General features: G+C 47.2%; 9 protein-coding genes. 8 read left to right on the plus strand and 1 reads right to left on the minus strand.

Annotated elements, in window-relative coordinates:
- Positions 1 to 2: 2 nt before the first annotated feature.
- From ACYVE4_RS05595 to ACYVE4_RS05620, 6 genes are all read left to right on the plus strand, one after another.
- Complete coding sequence (locus ACYVE4_RS05595; protein ID WP_460995987.1) at positions 3 to 2,387, plus strand: ABC transporter permease; 2,385 nt, start codon at positions 3 to 5, stop codon at positions 2,385 to 2,387.
- A 114-nt stretch (positions 2,388 to 2,501) separates the two neighbouring features.
- Positions 2,502 to 4,919 (plus strand): ABC transporter permease, encoded by a 2,418-nt coding sequence (locus ACYVE4_RS05600; RefSeq protein ID WP_460995988.1) that lies wholly within the window; start codon positions 2,502 to 2,504, stop codon positions 4,917 to 4,919.
- Positions 4,920 to 4,998: 79 nt separating this feature from the next.
- The gene (locus tag ACYVE4_RS05605) at positions 4,999 to 7,437 is read left to right on the plus strand and encodes an ABC transporter permease (protein ID WP_460995989.1); all 2,439 of its coding nucleotides are present in this window, start codon (positions 4,999 to 5,001) and stop codon (positions 7,435 to 7,437) included.
- 48 nt (positions 7,438 to 7,485) lie between these two features.
- Positions 7,486 to 9,876 carry an ABC transporter permease gene (locus ACYVE4_RS05610; RefSeq protein WP_460995990.1) on the plus strand — a complete coding sequence of 797 codons (2,391 nt, stop codon included), beginning with the start codon at positions 7,486 to 7,488 and terminating at the stop codon, positions 9,874 to 9,876.
- A gap of 44 nt (positions 9,877 to 9,920) precedes the next feature.
- Positions 9,921 to 12,290, plus strand: coding sequence for an ABC transporter permease (locus ACYVE4_RS05615; RefSeq protein ID WP_460995991.1), 2,370 nt, complete (start codon positions 9,921 to 9,923; stop codon positions 12,288 to 12,290).
- A gap of 68 nt (positions 12,291 to 12,358) precedes the next feature.
- The gene (locus ACYVE4_RS05620; protein WP_460995992.1) at positions 12,359 to 14,809 is read left to right on the plus strand and encodes an ABC transporter permease; all 2,451 of its coding nucleotides are present in this window, start codon (positions 12,359 to 12,361) and stop codon (positions 14,807 to 14,809) included.
- 1 nt (position 14,810) lies between these two features.
- Here the strand turns inward: ACYVE4_RS05620 and ACYVE4_RS05625 are convergent, their stop codons facing one another.
- Positions 14,811 to 15,833, minus strand: a complete 1,023-nt coding sequence (locus ACYVE4_RS05625) for a glycoside hydrolase family 43 protein (RefSeq protein WP_460995993.1) — start codon at positions 15,831 to 15,833, stop codon at positions 14,811 to 14,813.
- A 227-nt stretch (positions 15,834 to 16,060) separates the two neighbouring features.
- Between ACYVE4_RS05625 and ACYVE4_RS05630 the strand changes: the two genes are divergently transcribed.
- Complete coding sequence (locus ACYVE4_RS05630) at positions 16,061 to 17,170, plus strand: DUF2911 domain-containing protein (RefSeq protein WP_460995994.1); 1,110 nt, start codon at positions 16,061 to 16,063, stop codon at positions 17,168 to 17,170.
- Positions 17,171 to 17,216: 46 nt separating this feature from the next.
- On the plus strand, positions 17,217 to 19,643 hold the full coding sequence (locus ACYVE4_RS05635; RefSeq protein ID WP_460995995.1) for an ABC transporter permease: 2,427 nt from the start codon (positions 17,217 to 17,219) through the stop codon (positions 19,641 to 19,643).
- Positions 19,644 to 19,676: the final 33 nt, after the last annotated feature.

A 19,676-nucleotide genomic window follows, 5' to 3' on the forward strand; every position in this document is an offset into this window, starting at 1 on the left:
CTATGCTCAAGAACTATCTCAAAATCGCCGTTCGTACGCTTTGGCGCAATCAGTTGTTCACGACGATAAATGTATTGGGTTTGTCGGTTGGGCTGGCTTGTGTGGTTGTGTTGATTCTGTTTGCCCAAAAATGCCTGACCTGGGACACCGCTCACGCAAATCTGGATCGGATTTATTGCATCCAGACAAAACATTCCGAAAGTGACGTCAGCAATCAGACGGTATATCCGTTACTGGATCAAATGTTGCGGGATTATCCTGAAATTGAGACAGGTACACACAATCAGAATTGGTATTACCCCTGGATCGAGTATAAAGATAAAAGTGTTCAGGAAGTAACCTCCTACGTTGACTCGACTTTTTTCAACGTATTTACCTTCCCACTCAAATTTGGCGATCCGACTACAGCACTTCAGAACAAACGGTCTGTAGTGTTGAGCGAAAAAGTGGCTACCAATCTGTTCGGGTCAATAAATCCGGTTGGTAAGCACGTAACCGTCGACGATACGCTACAGTATACCGTAACGGGCGTTCTGGCACCAATACCTTCCAACTCATCACAGCAATTCGAGGTACTCTTACCGACATCCAATCTATATGACGTTCCAGGATTTCGAGAAAGTGCGGATTGGTACAATACGTTTGCGACAACCTTTATTTTACTACGCGAAGGTGCAGACCCAGCTCGTTTGCAAGCCAAATTGCCTCAATTAGTCAAAGCACATTATAAAACTGATGGGCAAAAACGAACCTTGCTCGTCAGTGCTTACAAAAACTTTATTTATACCGACAATCCGTCCTTCCCCGGATTAATTAAAGGAGCCATTATTATTGCCTTATTTCTACTTTTTATCATTAGTGTCAACCTCATAAACCTGAATACGGCGTCGGCCCTTCCTCGTGCCAAAGAAGTAGCGATGCGTCAGGTAGTGGGCGCTACCCGCCGATTAGTGCTTGGACAATTCTGGACAGAGTCTGGATTAGTAGTAACGCTCTCCCTCGTGCTCTCGGTAGCGTTTGCCATCTATTATCTCATCCCGAATTTCAACCAGTTGCGCAGTGAAAACATGCAGTTGGTTATTAATCTGGCAACGGATTATCCAACAATTCTAACAGTGGTTGGTGTGGCCCTAACGGTGGCTTTGTTAGCAGGAACATACCCGGCTATCTATCTGATGGGATTAAAAACCACTGAGGCTGTCAAAGGTAAACTTTCGGCTAGCCCCAAAAGTGGGCGATTCCGTCAAAATAGTCTGATTGTATTGCAGTTCGCCCTGGCAGTTGTGCTGATCCTGGGAACGATTGGCATGCGCGAGCAGCTCAAATTTATGAAGGAAGCCGATCTGGGGTACGACAAGGAAAATGTCCTGATCTTCAAAACCGATCTGGCTTTCCGTAATGGAAAAACAGCTCTATCACAAGGGAAAGGCATTCTAAATCGACTTCGGCAGAATCCGAATGTGGTGTCGTTTACGAGTACGTATTATACGCCCGTTTCGTACCAAAACAACTTCAACAGTTATTATCCTGACGGCAATGAAAAGCAGCAGGTGAGCCTGCGCCATATGGGCGGAGCGGTCAACTTTACAGAGACATACAGAATTCCAATGCTGGAAGGGCGTAATTTTTCTGATATGACGCCTGCTGATTCGGCCAACAATGCTGTAGTCATCAACGAATCGGCTATGCGGGCATTTGGCTGGAAAACAGCTGTCGGAAAAAAACTCCGGCAACTAAATGGATCAACACTCTATACAGTCGTTGGCGTCACAAAAGATTACCACTACCGCAACTTGACTGACCGAATCGGGCCCATGCTCCAATACTATAGCGGTCCTGAAAGTTTGAGTGAGTTTCTCGCCGTACGAATCACCAGTCCAACTAAAGCCCCCGCTTTGATTGCCGATATGGAACGGGAGTTCAAGAAAATTCCTTCCCGACGTTCAATTACGTATTCCTATTTATCCGACGACATCGCGCGGGCGTATCGGTCGCTCGACAATATCTGGCGAATGATCAGTTTCGTAACCATCATTGCAATCCTGATTGCCTGCGCTGGAATTTTCGGACTGATTTCCTTGGTGGCTCGTCAACGTACGAAAGAAATTGGCGTTCGAAAAGTGTTAGGCGCATCCGTCGCCAGCATTACCACAATGCTTTCGATGGACTTCCTCAAGTTAGTGTTTCTTGCCATTCTGATAGGTGCTCCTATGGGTTGGTGGTTGGGCAAAACGGTGTTGGCATCCTTCGCATACCACGTTCAAATTCAATGGTGGTACATCGCACTAGCGGGTGTACTGGCTATTCTGATTGCTTTTCTGACGGTAAGTTATCAAAGTATCAAAGCGGCATTGGTAAATCCGGTGAAATCGCTTCGCTCAGAATAACGCAGTCGGGGAAAGTGAAATGGAATGTCTGAACCGGGCCGCCGGGATTTCTGTGAGAAAATTGATTCTCTTTTGATTTAGCCTCTTCAATACACATAATTCGACAAAACAGTTATGTTTCGCAATTACCTGAAAGTAGCATTCCGCACCCTCTGGAAGAATCGGACACATACGCTCATCAACTTGATTGGGCTATCAATAGCGTTCGGAACAGGAATTTTGTTATTTCTGACGGCGACATTCGAATTGTCGTATGATCGCTTTCATACTGCTGCAGATCGGATTTTCCGGCTGTATTTTCTGTCGTCGAATCTGGATGGTAGCCCGGATAAAGGAGCGACCATGCCATACCCGATTTCGCCTTCTCTCAAAGCTGAATTTCCAGAAATTGAAGGCATTACCCGCTGGTTTGACCGAAATGCCAGCATTCGGCGCAATGATCAGACCTACACGAAAAATGTACGAATGGCCGATGCTGATTTTCTGCAAATGTTTACGTTTCCACTTCAGAAAGGAAATTCGAAAACTGCCCTGAATGGCCTGAGTGACATTGTCATCAGCGCGACGATGGCCAAAGATATTTTCGGCAAGGAAGAGCCTGTAGGCAAATCGCTGCAACTTCGGGTGAATGATAGCTGGCAAACGTTCAACGTAACGGGTGTGGCTAGTGATTCCCCAAAAAACTCTACGTTCGAATTTGACGCGCTAATTCGTAGCGAAAATGCAGGTGATTATCAGGAATTTAAAAGTCGCTGGGACCATGGCAATCACAATGTATTTATCAAGCTGAAATCCGGCACCGATCCGCAGACGCTGCAACGCCGAACGCAGGCGTTTATGGATAAATACTTTGCCAGCGACATCAATGAACGGCAGAAAAGAGGCTATCCGAAAAATGAAATGGGTTTTCAGCGGAGTTTACTGTTTCAACCGTTGTTAAATGTTCATTTTGATACCGAAATAACGCACGGACTAGGCATTAGCAAAACCTACGTATTTACCTTATTGCTTGTCGGGTTGTTTATTCTGGCAATTGCCTGCATCAATTTCATTAACCTGACTATTGCACAATCGCTGTCGAGGGCGCGCGAAGTGGGCGTTCGGAAATCGCTGGGAGCCAAACGAGGTCAATTGTTCGGGCAAATCTGGGGAGAAACATTATTACTTTGCTTTGTCGCTCTACTCATTGGATTAGGTTTAGCGTACAGCCTTTTACCGACTTTCAATCGGCTATTTCAAAGCCAACTCGCCATTAGTGACTTTCTGAAACCAACCGTTTTGCTAGTAACGGCCTCGTGTTTTTTACTCATTACGCTGATCGCAGGTGGCTACCCATCCTGGTTCGTAACCCGCTTCAACGCGGTTGAAGTATTAAAGGGGAAAATCAAAGTAAGTCGGCCGGGTTTGTTGCGCAATTCACTCATCGTCACCCAGTTTACGATTGCCTGTCTGCTGATTGTTTGCACATTGATTGTTCGGCAGCAGATTGCTTATCTCCAGCAAAAACCGATGGGGCTCGATAAAGAGCAGGTTGTGAGCGTTCCGGTTGGCACCGAGTTGAATGGCAACGACGCCCTGAAAACCATGCGTACCCGATTAGCCAATCAGCCGAATATTGTTGCTGTTTCTGGATCAGGCGTAAATATTGGGGCTGGATTGGATGGAAATTCTTCCCGGATGGTATTTGGCTTCCAATACGGCAAACGCGACGTAGCTTGTGATTGGCTCCGTATCGATACCGATTACCTGAAAACAATGGGTATTAAGCTGATACAGGGACGAGATTTTAGCCCTTCGTTCAGTACCGATTCCAGCACATCAATACTCATTACCCAGAGCATGGCAAAAGCGTTGGGTGAAAAAAATCCAGTCGGTAAATTCATTAAACCCGACCAGAAAGAATTTCAAATTGTAGGAGTCGTATCGGATTTCAATTTGTATTCGCTGCATCAGGAAGCCCGACCCATTACATTGCAAATGCAATCAAACTTCCCCATTCGGTACATTCTGGTCCGGGTCAATCCGCAGAATCTGACAGGATCGATGGAGGCCATAAAAGCTGCCTGGAAAACCATAGCGCCCAAGCAGGAATTTATCGGTTCGTTTCTGGACGAAAACACCGAACGCTGGTATAGAAAGGAGCAGCGCCTTGCCAACATTTTTTCGTCGGCTGCGGGTATTGCCATTATCCTGTCGTGCATGGGTTTGTTTGCTATTGCCCTACTCACGATTCAGCAGCGGACCAAGGAAATTGGCGTTCGTAAAGTACTGGGCGCATCGGTGTTCAGTATCGTCAGTTTATTATCCAAAGATTTCATGAAACTGGTTTTGGCTTCCATCCTGATCTCCAGCCCAATAGCCTGGTGGGCTATGGATAAATGGCTATCTGATTTTGCCTACAAAACCGACATTGAATGGTGGATTTTTGCCATTGCGGGCTTGTTAGCCGTTGTCATTGCCTTAGTTACCGTCAGTTTCCAAAGTATCAAAGCCGCATTGATGAATCCAGTGAAGAGTTTACGAAGTGAATAAATAGCATGGGGCAGAGCGCGCGGGGTATGGGGTTAAAAATCTTCCACCCTCAAGCCCTCTGCCCAAATCCCTATGCCCTATGCTAAAAAACTATCTCAAAATTGCGCTACGTAATCTGGCGAAACACAAAGTCAACACGGTAATTAATGTGGCTGGGTTGGCAATCGGTATGGCTTGTTGCCTGCTCATTGTGCTCTACGTTTCCGACGAGTTAAGTTATGACCAGCACTGGGCAAATGGGGAGCGGATTTACCGAATGGCATTGGAGCGTAAATACCCCGGCCGAAGTACGAAATACGCTATTATTCCTCCCTCCTACGCCCAGTCGGTAAAAAAGGAAATCCCCGAAATAGAGCAAACGACTCGAGTCTTCACGTTCGGGAATAACCAGCCTACATTAATCAAACTGGATGGGCGAACACTCGAGGAAAAAGGGTTTCTGGCCGTAGACTCTACATTCTTTCAGGTTTTTCAGACGCCCTTTCTGCAAGGCACTCCCGATAAGGTGCTCAGCCGCCCCAATACGGTCGTACTGACCGAAAGCACGGCTAAGCGATTGTTCGGTTCTGCCAATCCGATTGGGAAGATGATTGAGATTGTTCAGGGGCCGAAACTGGAAATAACGGGCATTTGTGCAGATCCGACGCACAATGCCCATTTTTCGTTTAATTTCCTTTCTTCTACGCGCGGTTTTCAAAATGATGAACGTCCCAATCACATCAGCTTTGCCGCACATACGTACCTGCTCCTCCGACCGAACACCCGCCCTGAAAGCGTTGAAGCCAAACTGCCTGCTGTAGTCGAAAAATACGCGGCTGGCGAAGTTCAACGCAATTTTGGTGTTTCGTATCGAGAATATATAAAAGCTGGTAACGGCTATTACTATTTCCTTCAGCCCCTGCCCGCCATCCACCTCGATTCACATCTCGAATCTGAATATCAGCCGAATGGTAGTCGGTCACTGGTGTCGATTTTTTCCATTATTGCAGCTTTCGTATTGCTGATTGCCTGTATCAACTTTATGAATCTGGCGACGGCCCGATCATCGGAGCGAGCACGGGAGGTTGGTATTCGCAAATCGCTTGGATCGACCAAACAACAGTTGGCCGCTCAATTTCTGACAGAATCCGTTTTGCTGAGTTTGCTCAGTCTGGTCATTGCCGGTTTGCTGGTTGCCAGTCTACTTACGCCATTTAATACGTTAGCTGGCAAATCACTTACTATCAGTTCGTTGGTTCGCTGGGAAACGCTCCCATTACTGGTGGGTGGAGCCATTGCCGTGGGGATGTTGGCGGGTAGTTATCCGGCAGGTGTTTTATCCGCCTTCGAACCAATCAAAGTACTGAAAGGCAAATTTTCATCAACTCGACAAGGGCATTTGCTGCGTAATGGATTAGTCGTATTCCAGTTCGCGATATCAGTACTACTGATCGTTAGTACGATTGTGGTTTTCAGGCAATTGAGTTTCATCCAGCAAAAGGAACTGGGTTTCACAAAAGAGTCGGTCGTAAACGTAAAAAGCGCCTTTTTTCTGGCGAATAATACCGAAGCGTTCAAACAGGAAGTTGCAAAACTCACGGGCGTTGCTAGTGTAGGCGGCACCAGCAGCGCACCAGGCGAAGAAGGCTTTTTTGGCATTTCGTTCCGTAAAAACGGCGAAAATGAGACGGTTACGGGTAAAGGCTGCGTGGTAGATGAACAATATCTGCAAACAATGCAAATGTCTATGCTGGCCGGACGTCCGTTCAGTCGGCAATTTGATGATTCGCTCTCAGTCATTTTGAATGAAGAAGCCGCAAAACAAGTGGGCCTTACGAATCCGGTTGGCAAACAAATTACGAGCCCTGATAACTTCGTTACCCGCGATGGACCTCCCGTTACCTATACAGTTGTGGGTATTGTGCGCAACTTCCATTTTGGATCACTGCATCAGCGAATCAGTCCCCTGTTTATCCTGAATAACCGATTATTTCGCCGAGCCGACAATCAACTTGCCATACGCGTTCGTGCCGAAGATCCGGGAGCTATCGTAAGTCAGGTCGAACGTATCTGGAAACGCTATTTGCCCGACCAGCCGTTTCACTATTCTTATCTGGCTACCGACTGGAGCGATTTATATCAGTCGGAGCAGGTGGCACAACGAATTTTCGGTCTGTTTGCCATGCTCGCCATTTTTATTGCCTGCATGGGCCTGCTAGGGCTGGCAATGTATGTGATTCGCCTGAGAACCAAAGAAATTGGCGTTCGCAAAGTATTGGGCGCATCTATTCCCGGCCTAATTGCCTTACTCTCGAAAGACTTTCTGAAATTGGTCCTGATTGCTATTGTGATTGCCAGTCCGATTGCCTGGTACATCATGGATCGCTGGCTACAGGATTTCGCTTATAAGATTACTATCGAATGGTGGATGTTCGCCCTGGCAGGTTTGCTGGCAATCGTCATTGCTCTGGTAACGGTCAGTTTCCAAAGTATCAAAGCGGCCCTGATGAATCCCGTAAAATCACTACGCTCGGAGTGATGAACGAACACTCATCGCTTATCTCTCATCACTCATCACTCCCAAACTATGCTACTTAACTATCTCAAAATCGCCTGGCGAGGTCTGTTGAAAAATCGCCTGTTCACGTTTCTGAACCTTATAGGACTCGCTACGGGTCTGGCAGTCGCCCTACTGTTGATTCTCTATGTAAAAGATGAACTTCAGTTCGATACCTATCATCGTAAAGCCGATCGGATTTATCGGATTGGTGTAACCGCTACGTTCGACGGGAAAAGCATGAAGTGGGCAAACGCACCGAACGCAGTTGGCCCAGCCCTCAAAGCCGACATTCCTAATGTAGAACAACAGGTACGACTGCTCCGGCATAATTTCGGCCAAACTGCTTTTGTCAGTTCCCGCGACCGGAAGTTTGCCGAAAAGAATGTGTACTGGGCCGATAGTAGTTTATTCGATGTCTTCGATATTCCGATGATTAAGGGGAATCCGAAAACAGCACTGAATAGTCCGCATAAGGTAGTTCTTAGTCAGGAAACGGCCAGCCGGTATTTCGGCAACGATAATCCAATTGGTAAAGTCCTGTACGTCGATAACCGAGATACACTGGAAGTGACGGGTGTATATGCCAACTTTCCCGGTATTTCGACGCTCGATGCGGATCTGATTGGCTCGTTCAGTAGTGTTCGCTGGGCTAAAAATCTGGTCTGGAGTAATGCCAGTTATGAAACATATCTGTTACTCACTCCACAGGCTCAAATTGCTAAAGTTGAGCAGCAAATGGCGGGTATTCTGGCCAAAAACGTACCAGAAAAAGACCGGTGGTTTACGCTTTGGCTCCAGCCGCTGACGGATGTTCACCTGCATTCCGCCGATATTACCAATGCCAGTACAACCCGTATCGGCGATTTCCGGCAGGTAAAAATTCTGCTTGTACTGGCAATCGTGATTCTATTGATTGCCAGCATCAACTACATGAACCTCTCTACGGCCAAAGCCCAGATTCGGTTCCGTGAAGTCGGAGTTATTAAAACCGTTGGCGCGTCGATGCGGCATTTGGTAAGTCGATTTTATCTGGAAACAGGTCTGATGGTCTTTCTTGCTTTATGGCTGGCCATCGGCATCGTTACAGCGAGTTTGCCCCTTTTTAACCAACTGACGGGTAAGCAACTTCCGTTTGTGGCGCTTTTATCGCCCGAAGTACCGATTGGCTTATTACTAATTGGGCTGACGATTACTCTGATAGCAGGGTCTTATCCAGCGTTTTACCTATCGTCATTTTCGCCAAAATACTTATTGAGTACAACGTTTCGAAATCAGTCAGGAGCGGGTTTGTTCCGACGGTCGCTGGTTGTGATTCAGTTTGCGGCTTCGGTCATTCTGATTGTTTGTACCGCCATTTTCTATAAACAATTGCAGTTTATTCAGGCACAGAAATTAGGCTACGAACCTACGCAGGTGCTGGCTGTGATGACGGCGGCTGCGAAAGACAAAGCCCAGATTGAAGCCCTGATGAACGATTACCGAAGCCTCAGCAGCGTTGTCGATGTTTGCCGGGCTCAAGCCTTTCCTGGCGATGGCGGTAGCGGGCGGTCAATATCCAAATCCGACAATCCAAATGGTGGTATGGCGATCAAGACCAACCGGGTCGGGAAAGAATTCATTGACGTACTGGGTTTGCGATTGCTGGCAGGCCAAACACTCCCAGCGGTCAAAGACGAGAAGGATACAACCGTACAGGTTGTGCTAAACAAGACGGCAGTTGCTTATCTAGGCTATACTCCGCAAAAGGCCATTGGTCAGAAAGCCCACAATCTGTTCGGTTGGGATCGGGCCGAGATCATCGGCGTTGTCGATGATTTTCATTTCGAATCATTGCACACCCCCATTGGTGCCTACGCATTCCACAACGCTGATACGGAGTCACGCCCTTACCTGCTTGTCAAAACCAAAACGGCTCATCTGCCCGAAACAATGCGCCAATTAGAAAGCGTATTCCGAAAGGATTTGCCCGATTCTGCATTCGAATTCACATTTCTGGATGACTTTCTGAACACACTCTATCGATCAGAGCAACGAACGGCTCAGGTTGTACTGGTCTTCTCAGCATTAGCTATTTTGATTGCCTGTCTGGGATTGTTTGGCCTGGCTGCTTTTACGGCCGAACAACGGACCAAAGAAATCGGGGTTCGAAAAGTGCTGGGCGCGTCTGTTGGCAGTATTGTTACACTGCTCTCCAAAGATTTCCTGAAGCTGGTCGTCATTGCCATTCTGATTGCCAGCCCGATTGCCTGGTACACTATGAATCAATGGCTACAGGACTTTGCCTATAAAATCACAATAGACTGGTGGATATTTGCCCTGGCCGGTGTGCTGGCTGTTGGCGTTGCTCTACTGACGGTCAGTTTCCAAAGCATCAAAGCTGCGTTGACGAATCCGGTGAAGAGTTTACGATCCGAATAACGTAGAGACAGAGCATGTTCTGTTTCTATAAACACAAAACAATTATGCTACTGAACTATCTTAAAATCGCCTACCGAAACCTGATCCGAAACAAGACGTTTTCGATCATCAATATTCTTGGGCTGGCATTGGGTATGGCCTCTAGCCTGCTCATTTTACTGTGGGTTCAGGATGAGCTGAGTATTGGCAAACAGTACATTAACGCGAATTCGCTCTATCGAATCATGGAGAATGAAATCGCAGATGGGCGTATCGTTACAGACGAAGACACACCGGGCATTCTGGCCGACGAGCTCAAACGACAGTTTCCCGAAGTGGTTTATGCAGCCGGACTTTCGTCGGAAGAAAATCACATTCTTAGTGTGGGCGATAATGTATCTCGCCAAACCGGTTGCTTCGTTGGGGCCGATTGGTTCAGAATGTACAGCATTCCACTGTTGGCAGGAACGGCAGAAAATGCGCTCAACGCGCCAAACAGGGTGGCAATTTCCCGAAAAGTAGCTGAAGCCTATTTTAAAACCCCGCAAGATGCACTCGGCAAAGCCATTCGATTCGACAATTGGGAGGACTATCAGGTAACGGCTGTTTTCGAGAATCTGCCGTATAATTCAACCGATAAATATGATTTTCTGCTTAACTGGAATCGGTATTTAAAGCGTGAGCCTTGGTTAACTACCTGGGAAAACGGTGGCCCTGGAACGCGTCTCCAACTTCGGGCCGATGTTAATCCGGCAGCGGTTGATGCCAAGCTCAAATCGTTTCTGAAAGGGCGGAACAAGGACATTGATGCTACGTTCAACATCGAACTGTTTCTACAACCCGAAACAGATGCATATCTGTACTCGAATTTTAAAAATGGGCAACGCGACGGGGGACGGATTGACTATGTACGACTGTTTATCATTGTAGCCGCCTTTCTGCTGCTCATTGCGGGTATCAACTTTATGAACCTGGCCACGGCCCGATCCGCCAAACGAGCGCGGGAGGTGGGCGTCAGGAAAGTGATTGGCGCTGAACGGGGTTCACTTATCGGGCAATTTATGGGCGAGGCTTTTCTGATGGCCATTCTGTCGCTCGGGCTAGCCATCGGGCTATGTAAATTAGCCTTGCCCGTATTCAACCAACTAACAGAAAAACAGCTGATTCTACCAATAGAGCAACCTGTTTTCTGGATATTCCTAGTGGGTTTGTTGCTGATTACCGGAGCGTTATCGGGTAGTTATCCGGCCCTATTTTTATCGTCGCTTAAGCCGGTCCGCGTCCTGAAGGGTACACTTCGATTTGGGGCAGGAGCGCAATTTTTCCGGCGAGGTCTGGTTGTTTTTCAGTTTGTTCTGTCGATTCTGATAATTGTTGGAACGGTCGTGGTCTACCGGCAACTTCAGTTTATCCAGACAAAAAATCTTGGTTACGACCGTGAAAACTTAATCCGAATTCCCGGCGAAGGCAACCTAGCACAGAAATACCAGACGTTCAAACAGGAACTACTGCAAATGCCCGGTATTCAGTCTGTTACCCAAATGCAAACCAATCCATTGCAAAACGGTAATACGACCGATGGTGTACATTGGATTGGAAAAGATCCGACGCTCGCGATTCAGTTTAACAATACATGGGTTGGCTACGATTTCGTCAAAACTATGGGTCTGAACTTAGTTCGGGGACGAGATTTTTCGCCTGGTTTTAGTACTGATACCACCAACTATCTGATCAATGAATCCACAGCTAAACGGCTTCCTTATAAAGATCCGGTTGGGCAGCCACTCCGATTTGGAAAACGTTCGGGTAAAATTGTGGGCGTGCTTAAAGATTTTCATTTCAACTCATTACACGTTCCGATCCGACCCATTATCATTCGACTAGCCGACACCTGGGCATGGGGCAATATCCTAGTTAAAACACAACCGGGACAAACTAAGCAAGCTCTGGCCAGCCTTGAATCATTGAGTAAGAAGCTGAATCCCAAATTTCCTTTCACGTACTCATTCGTTGATTCCGATTATCAGAAAGTCTACAAAAGTGAAACTGTTGTAAGCACGCTCGCTACGTTGTTTGCCTGTCTGGCTATCTTCATTGCCTGTCTGGGATTGTTTGGGCTGGCCGCTTTTACGGCCGAACAACGAACCAAAGAAATCGGGGTCCGTAAAGTACTGGGCGCATCCGTCGCCAGCATTGTTGCCCTCTTATCAACCGACTTCCTGAAACTGGTTGTCATGGCTATTGTCATTGCTTCACCTCTAGCCTGGTGGGTCATGACGAAATGGCTACAAGGTTTTGCCTATCAAATTTCTCTTTCGTGGTGGATGTTCGGACTAGCGGGCCTGCTGGCAATCGGTATCGCTGTACTAACCGTGAGTTTCCAAAGCATTAAAGCAGCTCTGATGAATCCCATAAAATCACTTCGATCTGAATAGCAGAGGGCATGGGGTAAACATTATAACAATTTCGACCCTTTGCCCCATGCCATAAAACCCTATGCCTTATGCTCAAAAACTTCATCAAAATCGCCTATCGGAACCTGCTGCGGCAAAAGAGTTTTTCGCTGATCAACACCATCGGCCTGACGGTTGGGCTGACGTGCTGTTTTCTGATTCTGCTGTTCGTTCGGCATGAACTCAGCTATGATACATTTCAGCAGAAATACGACCGCATTTATCGAATTTCGTACCTACCTAAATTCGCCGGGTTGGACCAACCGCTGGCACTAACTCCTCCCCCGGTTTCGCCCATCCTGACCAGTAATTTTTCGGAGATTGAAACGTCTGCCCGGCTTTTCCGAAGCAATGCCACCATCGAAGTAGCTGATCAGCGTCAGGGCAAACACCTTAAATACGATGAAGAGCGATTTTTCTTCGCCGATTCAACGCTGCTAGACATTTTCAGTTTCCATTTCCGGCAAGGCAATCCGCATACAGCACTGCGTGACAAATTCACGGTAATCATCACTGATGCGGTTGCCAGGAAGTATTTCGGCACTCAGAATCCAATAGGCAAAACACTGTTGTATGAAGGAAAACATCCCTTACGCATTACCGGCGTGATCGACGAATTACCCGATAATTCGCACGTTCGCATCGACTTACTCGCTAATTACGAGACGATGTTTGCTACTGAAAATGAAGCGGTTCGACAAAATCTTCCGCAGAACTGGGTTATTTCTCATAGTTACACCTACGTTTTGCTACGTCCAGGAAAATCACCAGAAACAGTCAATGCGCGGTTTCCACAATTCCTGCTGACCCACGCCAACAAGCAGTTCGCCAAAGACATTGTGTACAAGCTGGAGCCAATGCGCGATTTTCACCTTCGTTCCGATGCACAGAATACTCCAGAACCATCGGGCAGCATCACCTACCTGTACGTGTTTATTGGTATCGCTCTAATGACACTGCTAATTGCCTGCATCAACTTCGTAAATCTTTCTACAGCCCGGTCGCTGAAACGAGCAAAAGAAGTAGGAATCCGCAAGGTGCTGGGTAGCGAAAAGCAGCAATTAATTGCACAGTTCATTGGCGAGTCGATGTTGCTTAGTCTCGTCGCTTTGTTTTTCTCGCTGATTTTAATTGGCTGGCTGTTGCCCATTCTGAACACGTTAACGGGCAAACACCTAACAATCAGTTATCTATTATCCGACGGCTGGCTATTGTTGTCGTTTGTCGGGATTACGTTGCTGGTTGGTTTATTATCAGGCAGTTATCCAGCTTTTTTCGTATCTGGCTTTCAACCGATCGCTACACTGAAAGGAAGTTTTGTCAGCGGAAAAGCGAAAGGCGGTGCGGTGCGGCAAGTGCTATTGGGCATACAGTTTGTAGCCTCTATTGCCCTGATTATCGGCGCGTTGGTGGCGTTTCAACAACTACGCTACATGCAGAATCGGCCGCTGGGTTTCGATAAGGAATTTATGATTACGGCGAATACGCGTAATGAAAAAATCACCAATGTCTTTAGCGCCCGAAATGATAGCACCTATGGTCGACTGAAGACGTTCCGGGAAATTCTGCTCAAAAACCCGCACATTCAGGCCGTAACGCTCTCCAGTCGGCAAATGGCCGATGGTTCTGTCCGACGAAATGTGATCGTAGAAGGCCATAAACCTGATGACAATCAATTCATTGGCACCGTATCCGTCGATCATAATTTCGCGCAGACGTTTGGGTTGAAATTCGTAGCAGGCCGGGATTTCTCCGAAGCTTATCCGACGGACAAAACGGCGGCCTTCCTGATCAATGAAACAGGTGTAAAACAGTTTGGCTGGAAATCGCCCATCGAAGCGATCGGGAAAACGGTGATTCTGGAAGGAAAAGAAGGGAAGATTGTTGGCGTTCTGAAAGACTTTCATAATCAATCACTTCAAGCGCCCATCGATGGTATGTTGCTGTCGATTGAACAACCGCTTTTAGCCTTGTTTTCGATCAAAATTCAGGCGCAGGACAAAACCGAAACGCTTAAGTTTATTCAGCAGGAATGGGATCGCTATTTCCCGGAGAAAGGCTTTAGCTATGAATTTTTAGATCAACGAATTGCTCAATTGTATGAACGAGAACAGCGATTGAGTAAACTAATCGGCTACTTTGCCGGACTGGCGGTTCTGATTTCCTGCTTAGGTCTTTACGGACTCGTATCGCTCGTTACGCAGCAGAAAACGAAGGAAATCGGGATTCGTAAAGTATTGGGCGCATCGGTCAGCAGTATTGTCGGACTATTATCAAGAGATTTCGTTGTGTTAGTACTGATCGCGCTCGTGCTTGCGTCACCCCTCGCCTGGTGGGCTATGAGCAAATGGCTGGATGAATTTGCTTACAAAATTTCCATCGATTGGTGGATGTTTGCGCTGGCAGGACTGCTTACGCTGACCGTTGCGTTACTCACCGTTAGTTTTCAAAGTATAAAAGCTGCGCTGGCAAATCCAGTCAAAAGTTTACGTTCAGAGTAGCCTATGGCCGATTGACTTGCCATTTGATTTCTACTTTTTCGGGCGTAACCGTCATTGGGAGCCACAGGTAGCGCGAATCTTCGAGATTGGACTTGTTCCAGCGATCGGCCATGAATAGGAATTTACCCCGTTTTGCGTCGAGCGGTAGTACGTACGTACTTTGTGATTGAAACGTCGTTTCGGCATTCGGTCCTACGCAGGGATTGTCGTGCAACTCCCAATCACCCAAAGGCGAATCAGCAACAGCAACGGCGGCTGGGCTTGGGCTCCAACCTGTACAATCGGAAGTAATCATGTAGTATTTGCCAGCGTGTTTAAACACCGCCGGAGCCTCGCGCCGTTTGTTCTTCAGCGCACGAACATAGGTTGGTGTCGCCCGCAGATAATCATCGGATAAGAGGGTGATCAGAATGGTATTATTTGCCTCCGATGAGTGAATCAAATACGCTTTCCCATCATCGTCCTGAAAGACTGTCATGTCGCGTGAGTCGTGTCCATTAGGTTTTATACTGCGTAAGTACCGATAGGGTCCGGTTGGGTTCGTACTGACGGCCACACCGGCATGCGCATAGCTATAGTCGTTATGGTCAATATGCACCCACATGACGAATAACTTTGTTTTTTGGTTATACACCACTTTGGGCCGTTCGATGACGTGGCTCGTATCCAGATCACTTTTACGGTTGTTGGTCGTTGCCGATAACACTACACCTTCAAATTTCCAGGTTTTTAAATCCGTGGAAGAGTAACAGGAAATCCCCCCCGCCGGTACGCGATAGCATTCCCAATCCTGACCGGGTACGAGCCAGGTTTTGCCTTTTTTGATTTCACCAAACCAGTAATAGGTTCCGTTGTGCTGAAGCATACCCCCGCCGTGTGCGTTAATAAACTTCCCATCCGTATCAGTCCAGACACCACCTTGACCTGGTGCTACTGGTGTAGGATTTTTGACTACCTGCGCCTTAACAAATGCGCCCCCTACCCAGTGCAGGAATACAAACAGTAAGACAGACGTATATTTCATTAGCCAGCAGTTTCATAATGGAGTATTGCCGTAAAAATAGAGGATTCAATGATTCATTCGTAGACAAAATGACTAACCTAAAAAACAGACTTAGCGTCTGTCCGCTCTCTGTCCAATTGCGGACATTTTCAAGGCACATCTCAAGCATAAACCACTGATTAACAAACTATTACATACACGGCATAACATTTGAGGTTATGTAGAATGACGTACACCTACCTGACTCCATGCGTATTCCAATAGTCTTTATCAGCTTATGCTTGTATTCGCTTGTCAGTCAGGCGCAGCTCACAACGGCACCGATTGGCGGAAACAAAAAAGCATCGGTTTCAGAGCAAATTGGTCTGACTTCTGTTACTGTCCATTACGATCGGCCCGGTGTGAAAGGGCGCGAAGGAAAAATCTGGGGAACCCCCATTGCTCACTACGGATTTCAGGATTTAGGCTACGGCCCCGGCCAACCCGCTCCCTGGCGAGCTGGGGCAAATGAGACTACAGATATTACATTCTCGAATGATGTACGGGTTGAAGGCAAGCCATTGGCGGCTGGCACATACGGGCTATTTATGAACCTTGGCGAACAGGAAACCACCGTCATTTTCTCCAAAATCGTTGTCTCCTGGGGCAGTTACTATTACGATCCGGCGATGGATGTTTTACGCGTTACGGTAAAGAATCAATCGCTCGACAAATCGGTGGAATGGTTAACCTATTCATTTATAAACCAGACGGATAGTTCGGCAGCGGTGGCCTTGTCATGGGAAAAGCGTATGATTCCGTTCACAGTTAGTGTCGATTTGGTCGGCCAGCAAATGGCTTCCTTCCGACGTGAATTACTTTCAAAACCGGGCTTTACCTGGCAATCCTTGGTGCAAGCCGCTACGTATTGCCTGGAAACCAGCCACGATCTGAAGCAGGGACTCATCTGGGCCGATCAGGCCATTACTGCCCGCTACGTTGGTCAGAAAAACTTTCAGACATTGAGTACCAAAGCAGCTATTCTATCGGCCATGTCCAGACCCGACGAAGCGACAGCGTTGATGAAAGAAGCTATACCGATGGGCAACATGAACGAGCTTCACCAATATGGCCGAAGCCTACTAGCTAGAAAGCAGAATCAGGAAGCCTACGTAGTTTTTAAAACTAATTATGACAAAAACCCAAATCAGTTTACGACGAACCTCGGTATGAGTCGAGCGCTGATAGCGATTGGCAAACCCAAGGATGCCTTACCTTATTTACAGGCAGCGTTACCACTGGCACCCAACGCAGTAAATAAGAGCAATGTGGAAACCATGATCAAAGCTATTTCAGAAGGTAAACCCGTTGTTCAGTAAGAAAAACAAAACTATAGCTAGCCATTTACCCAAAACCCTCTGCCCTATGCTACTCAACTATCTCAAAATCGCCTGGCGGACCCTTCGGAAACAGCAGGGATTTACGTTCATCAATATTTTTGGACTGGCTACGGGTCTGGCCTGCTGTATGCTCATCATGCTCTACGTACTGGACGAGCTGAGCTATGATCGTTATAATGAAAAGGCCGACCGAATTTATCGGGTACAGTCCGACATCAAATTTGGCGGAAACGATATGCATTTTGCGGTTTCGCCAGACCCGATCGGTCCGACGCTGAAGAAAGACTATCCACAGGTAGAGCAGTTTGTACGCCTTCACCAACAGGGAACATGGTCTGTCAAGCGAACAGGCGAGTCGACCAATTTGCGCGAAGACAACATTACGTTTGCCGACTCAACGCTGTTTGATGTCTTTACGTTGCCGCTCATATCGGGCGATCCTAAACGGGCACTGGCCGAACCCAATTCGGTAGTCATCAGCGAATCGGCTGCGAAACGACACTTTGGAACCCAGAATCCAATGGGTCAGACGCTGGTATTCAATAATAAACAGACGTTTAAGGTCACGGGTGTCATGCGCGATATGCCTAGGAACGCACACTTTCAGAGTAATTTCTTCCTGAGTATGCTGAATGATAAGTATACCTGGGGGCAATGGCTCAGCAATAATCACCACGCCTATATTCTGATGAAACCGGGTACGGATGTACAAGCATTTGCGAAAAACTTCGATACGGTCATTGAGAAATACGTTGGTCCGCAAGCCCAGCAATTCATCGGCGCAACGATGGACCAGTTTCGCAAGGCAGGGAATAGTATTGCTTTCTGGCTTATCCCATTAACAGATATCCACCTCCATTCGAAACAGCAAGTAGAACTGGCACCGAACGGCGATATTCAATACGTATACATTTTCTCGGCGGTAGCGCTGTTTATCTTGTTGATTGCCTGCATCAACTTTATGAATCTGGCGACGGCCCGCTCAGCGAATCGGGCTAAAGAAGTGGGAGTTCGCAAGGTGATGGGCTCTGAACGGCAGCAACTGATCGGCCAATTTATGACGGAATCGGTACTGACAACCGTACTGGCAATGGTGCTGGCTGTATTTATAGTTGGGCTGGCCCTGCCAAGCTTCAACTCTCTCGCGGCTAAAGAATTGGCTCTTAGCCAGTTAGTATCCCCTTATTATTTCCCTGTTCTCGTTTCATTACCGATTGTCGTTGGCTTGTTAGCCGGAAGCTATCCAGCGCTTTTTCTCTCTTCGTTTCAGCCAATTACGGTATTGAAAGGCAAAATCAACGTAAGCTTCCGAAGTGCCGGACTACGTAGCGGATTGGTCATTTTTCAGTTTGCAATGTCAGTGATCCTTATTGTCGGCACTATCATTGTTTACCGTCAAATTACGTTTATTCAGCATAAAAACCTGGGTTTTAACCGCAATGAGATGCTTACCGTTTATGGTGTAGATGCTATTGGCAATCAGGCGGAAGCCTTCCGTCAGGAAATTCTGCGTCTACCGGGTGTAGTCAACGGCAGTATTTCGGGCTATCTACCCACGCCATCCAATCGCAGTGATAATTCATTTTTCGCTGAAGGGCAAACCGATATGAACAAAGGCGTCAGCATGCAAAGTTGGGCAGTTGATCATAACTACGTCAAGACAATGGGAATGAAGGTAGTTCAGGGTCGCGATTTCTCCAGCAAATTCGGTTCAGATTCGGCGGGCATTATTTTGAACGAAGCCGCCGTACGGGTATTTGGATTTAAAAATCCCGTTGGCAAACGCATCTGGCGATACAATGATGCTCAGCTAAAAGAGCGCAAAACCTTTACTATAGTTGGCGTCGTTAAAAACTTCCATTATGAATCGCTCCGTCGCGACATTGGGGCATTATCAATGTTCCTTGCCCCCAATTCTGGAGCGGCTTCATTCCGGATTAGCAGCGCCGATTTGCCCGCACTTGTCAAACAAATTGAAGCGAAATGGCGACAGATTGCTCCTGGTCAGGCCTTTAGCTATCAGTTCATGGACGATAGTTTCGATCAATTATACCGGTCTGAGCAACGCATTGGTACCATTGCGCTGACCTTTGCCATATTAGCAATCCTGATTGCCTGTTTGGGTTTATTTGGATTAGCTGCGTTTATGGCCGAGCAACGGACCAAAGAAATCGGCATCCGCAAAGTACTAGGCGCGTCGATTCCCAGCCTGATTGGTCTACTCTCCAAAGACTTCCTGAAACTTGTCTTGATTGCCATTGTCATTGCGTCGCCTATTGCCTGGTACATGATGAACCAATGGCTAGCCGATTTTGCGTATAAAATTGACATTGAGTGGTGGATGTTCGCCCTGGCAGGTATATTAGCCGTCGGTATTGCGCTGCTAACCGTCAGTTTCCAAAGTATCAAAGCCGCGTTGATGAATCCCATAAAATCATTACGATCAGAGTGATGAGTGATGAACGATGAGTTATGATCGAACATT

This window comes from Spirosoma harenae, from assembly GCF_054776975.1.

What these genes read in the sequence shown, in the direction of transcription:
- ACYVE4_RS05595 (WP_460995987.1), top strand. Translation starts at nt 3, where the DNA reads ATGCTCAAGAACTATCTCAAAATCGCCGTTCGTACGCTTTGGCGCAAT.
- ACYVE4_RS05600 (WP_460995988.1), top strand. Translation starts at nt 2,502, where the DNA reads ATGTTTCGCAATTACCTGAAAGTAGCATTCCGCACCCTCTGGAAGAAT.
- ACYVE4_RS05605 (WP_460995989.1), top strand. Translation starts at nt 4,999, where the DNA reads ATGCTAAAAAACTATCTCAAAATTGCGCTACGTAATCTGGCGAAACAC.
- ACYVE4_RS05610 (WP_460995990.1), top strand. Translation starts at nt 7,486, where the DNA reads ATGCTACTTAACTATCTCAAAATCGCCTGGCGAGGTCTGTTGAAAAAT.
- ACYVE4_RS05615 (WP_460995991.1), top strand. Translation starts at nt 9,921, where the DNA reads ATGCTACTGAACTATCTTAAAATCGCCTACCGAAACCTGATCCGAAAC.
- ACYVE4_RS05620 (WP_460995992.1), top strand. Translation starts at nt 12,359, where the DNA reads ATGCTCAAAAACTTCATCAAAATCGCCTATCGGAACCTGCTGCGGCAA.
- ACYVE4_RS05625 (WP_460995993.1), bottom strand. Translation starts at nt 15,833, where the DNA reads ATGAAATATACGTCTGTCTTACTGTTTGTATTCCTGCACTGGGTAGGG.
- ACYVE4_RS05630 (WP_460995994.1), top strand. Translation starts at nt 16,061, where the DNA reads ATGCGTATTCCAATAGTCTTTATCAGCTTATGCTTGTATTCGCTTGTC.
- ACYVE4_RS05635 (WP_460995995.1), top strand. Translation starts at nt 17,217, where the DNA reads ATGCTACTCAACTATCTCAAAATCGCCTGGCGGACCCTTCGGAAACAG.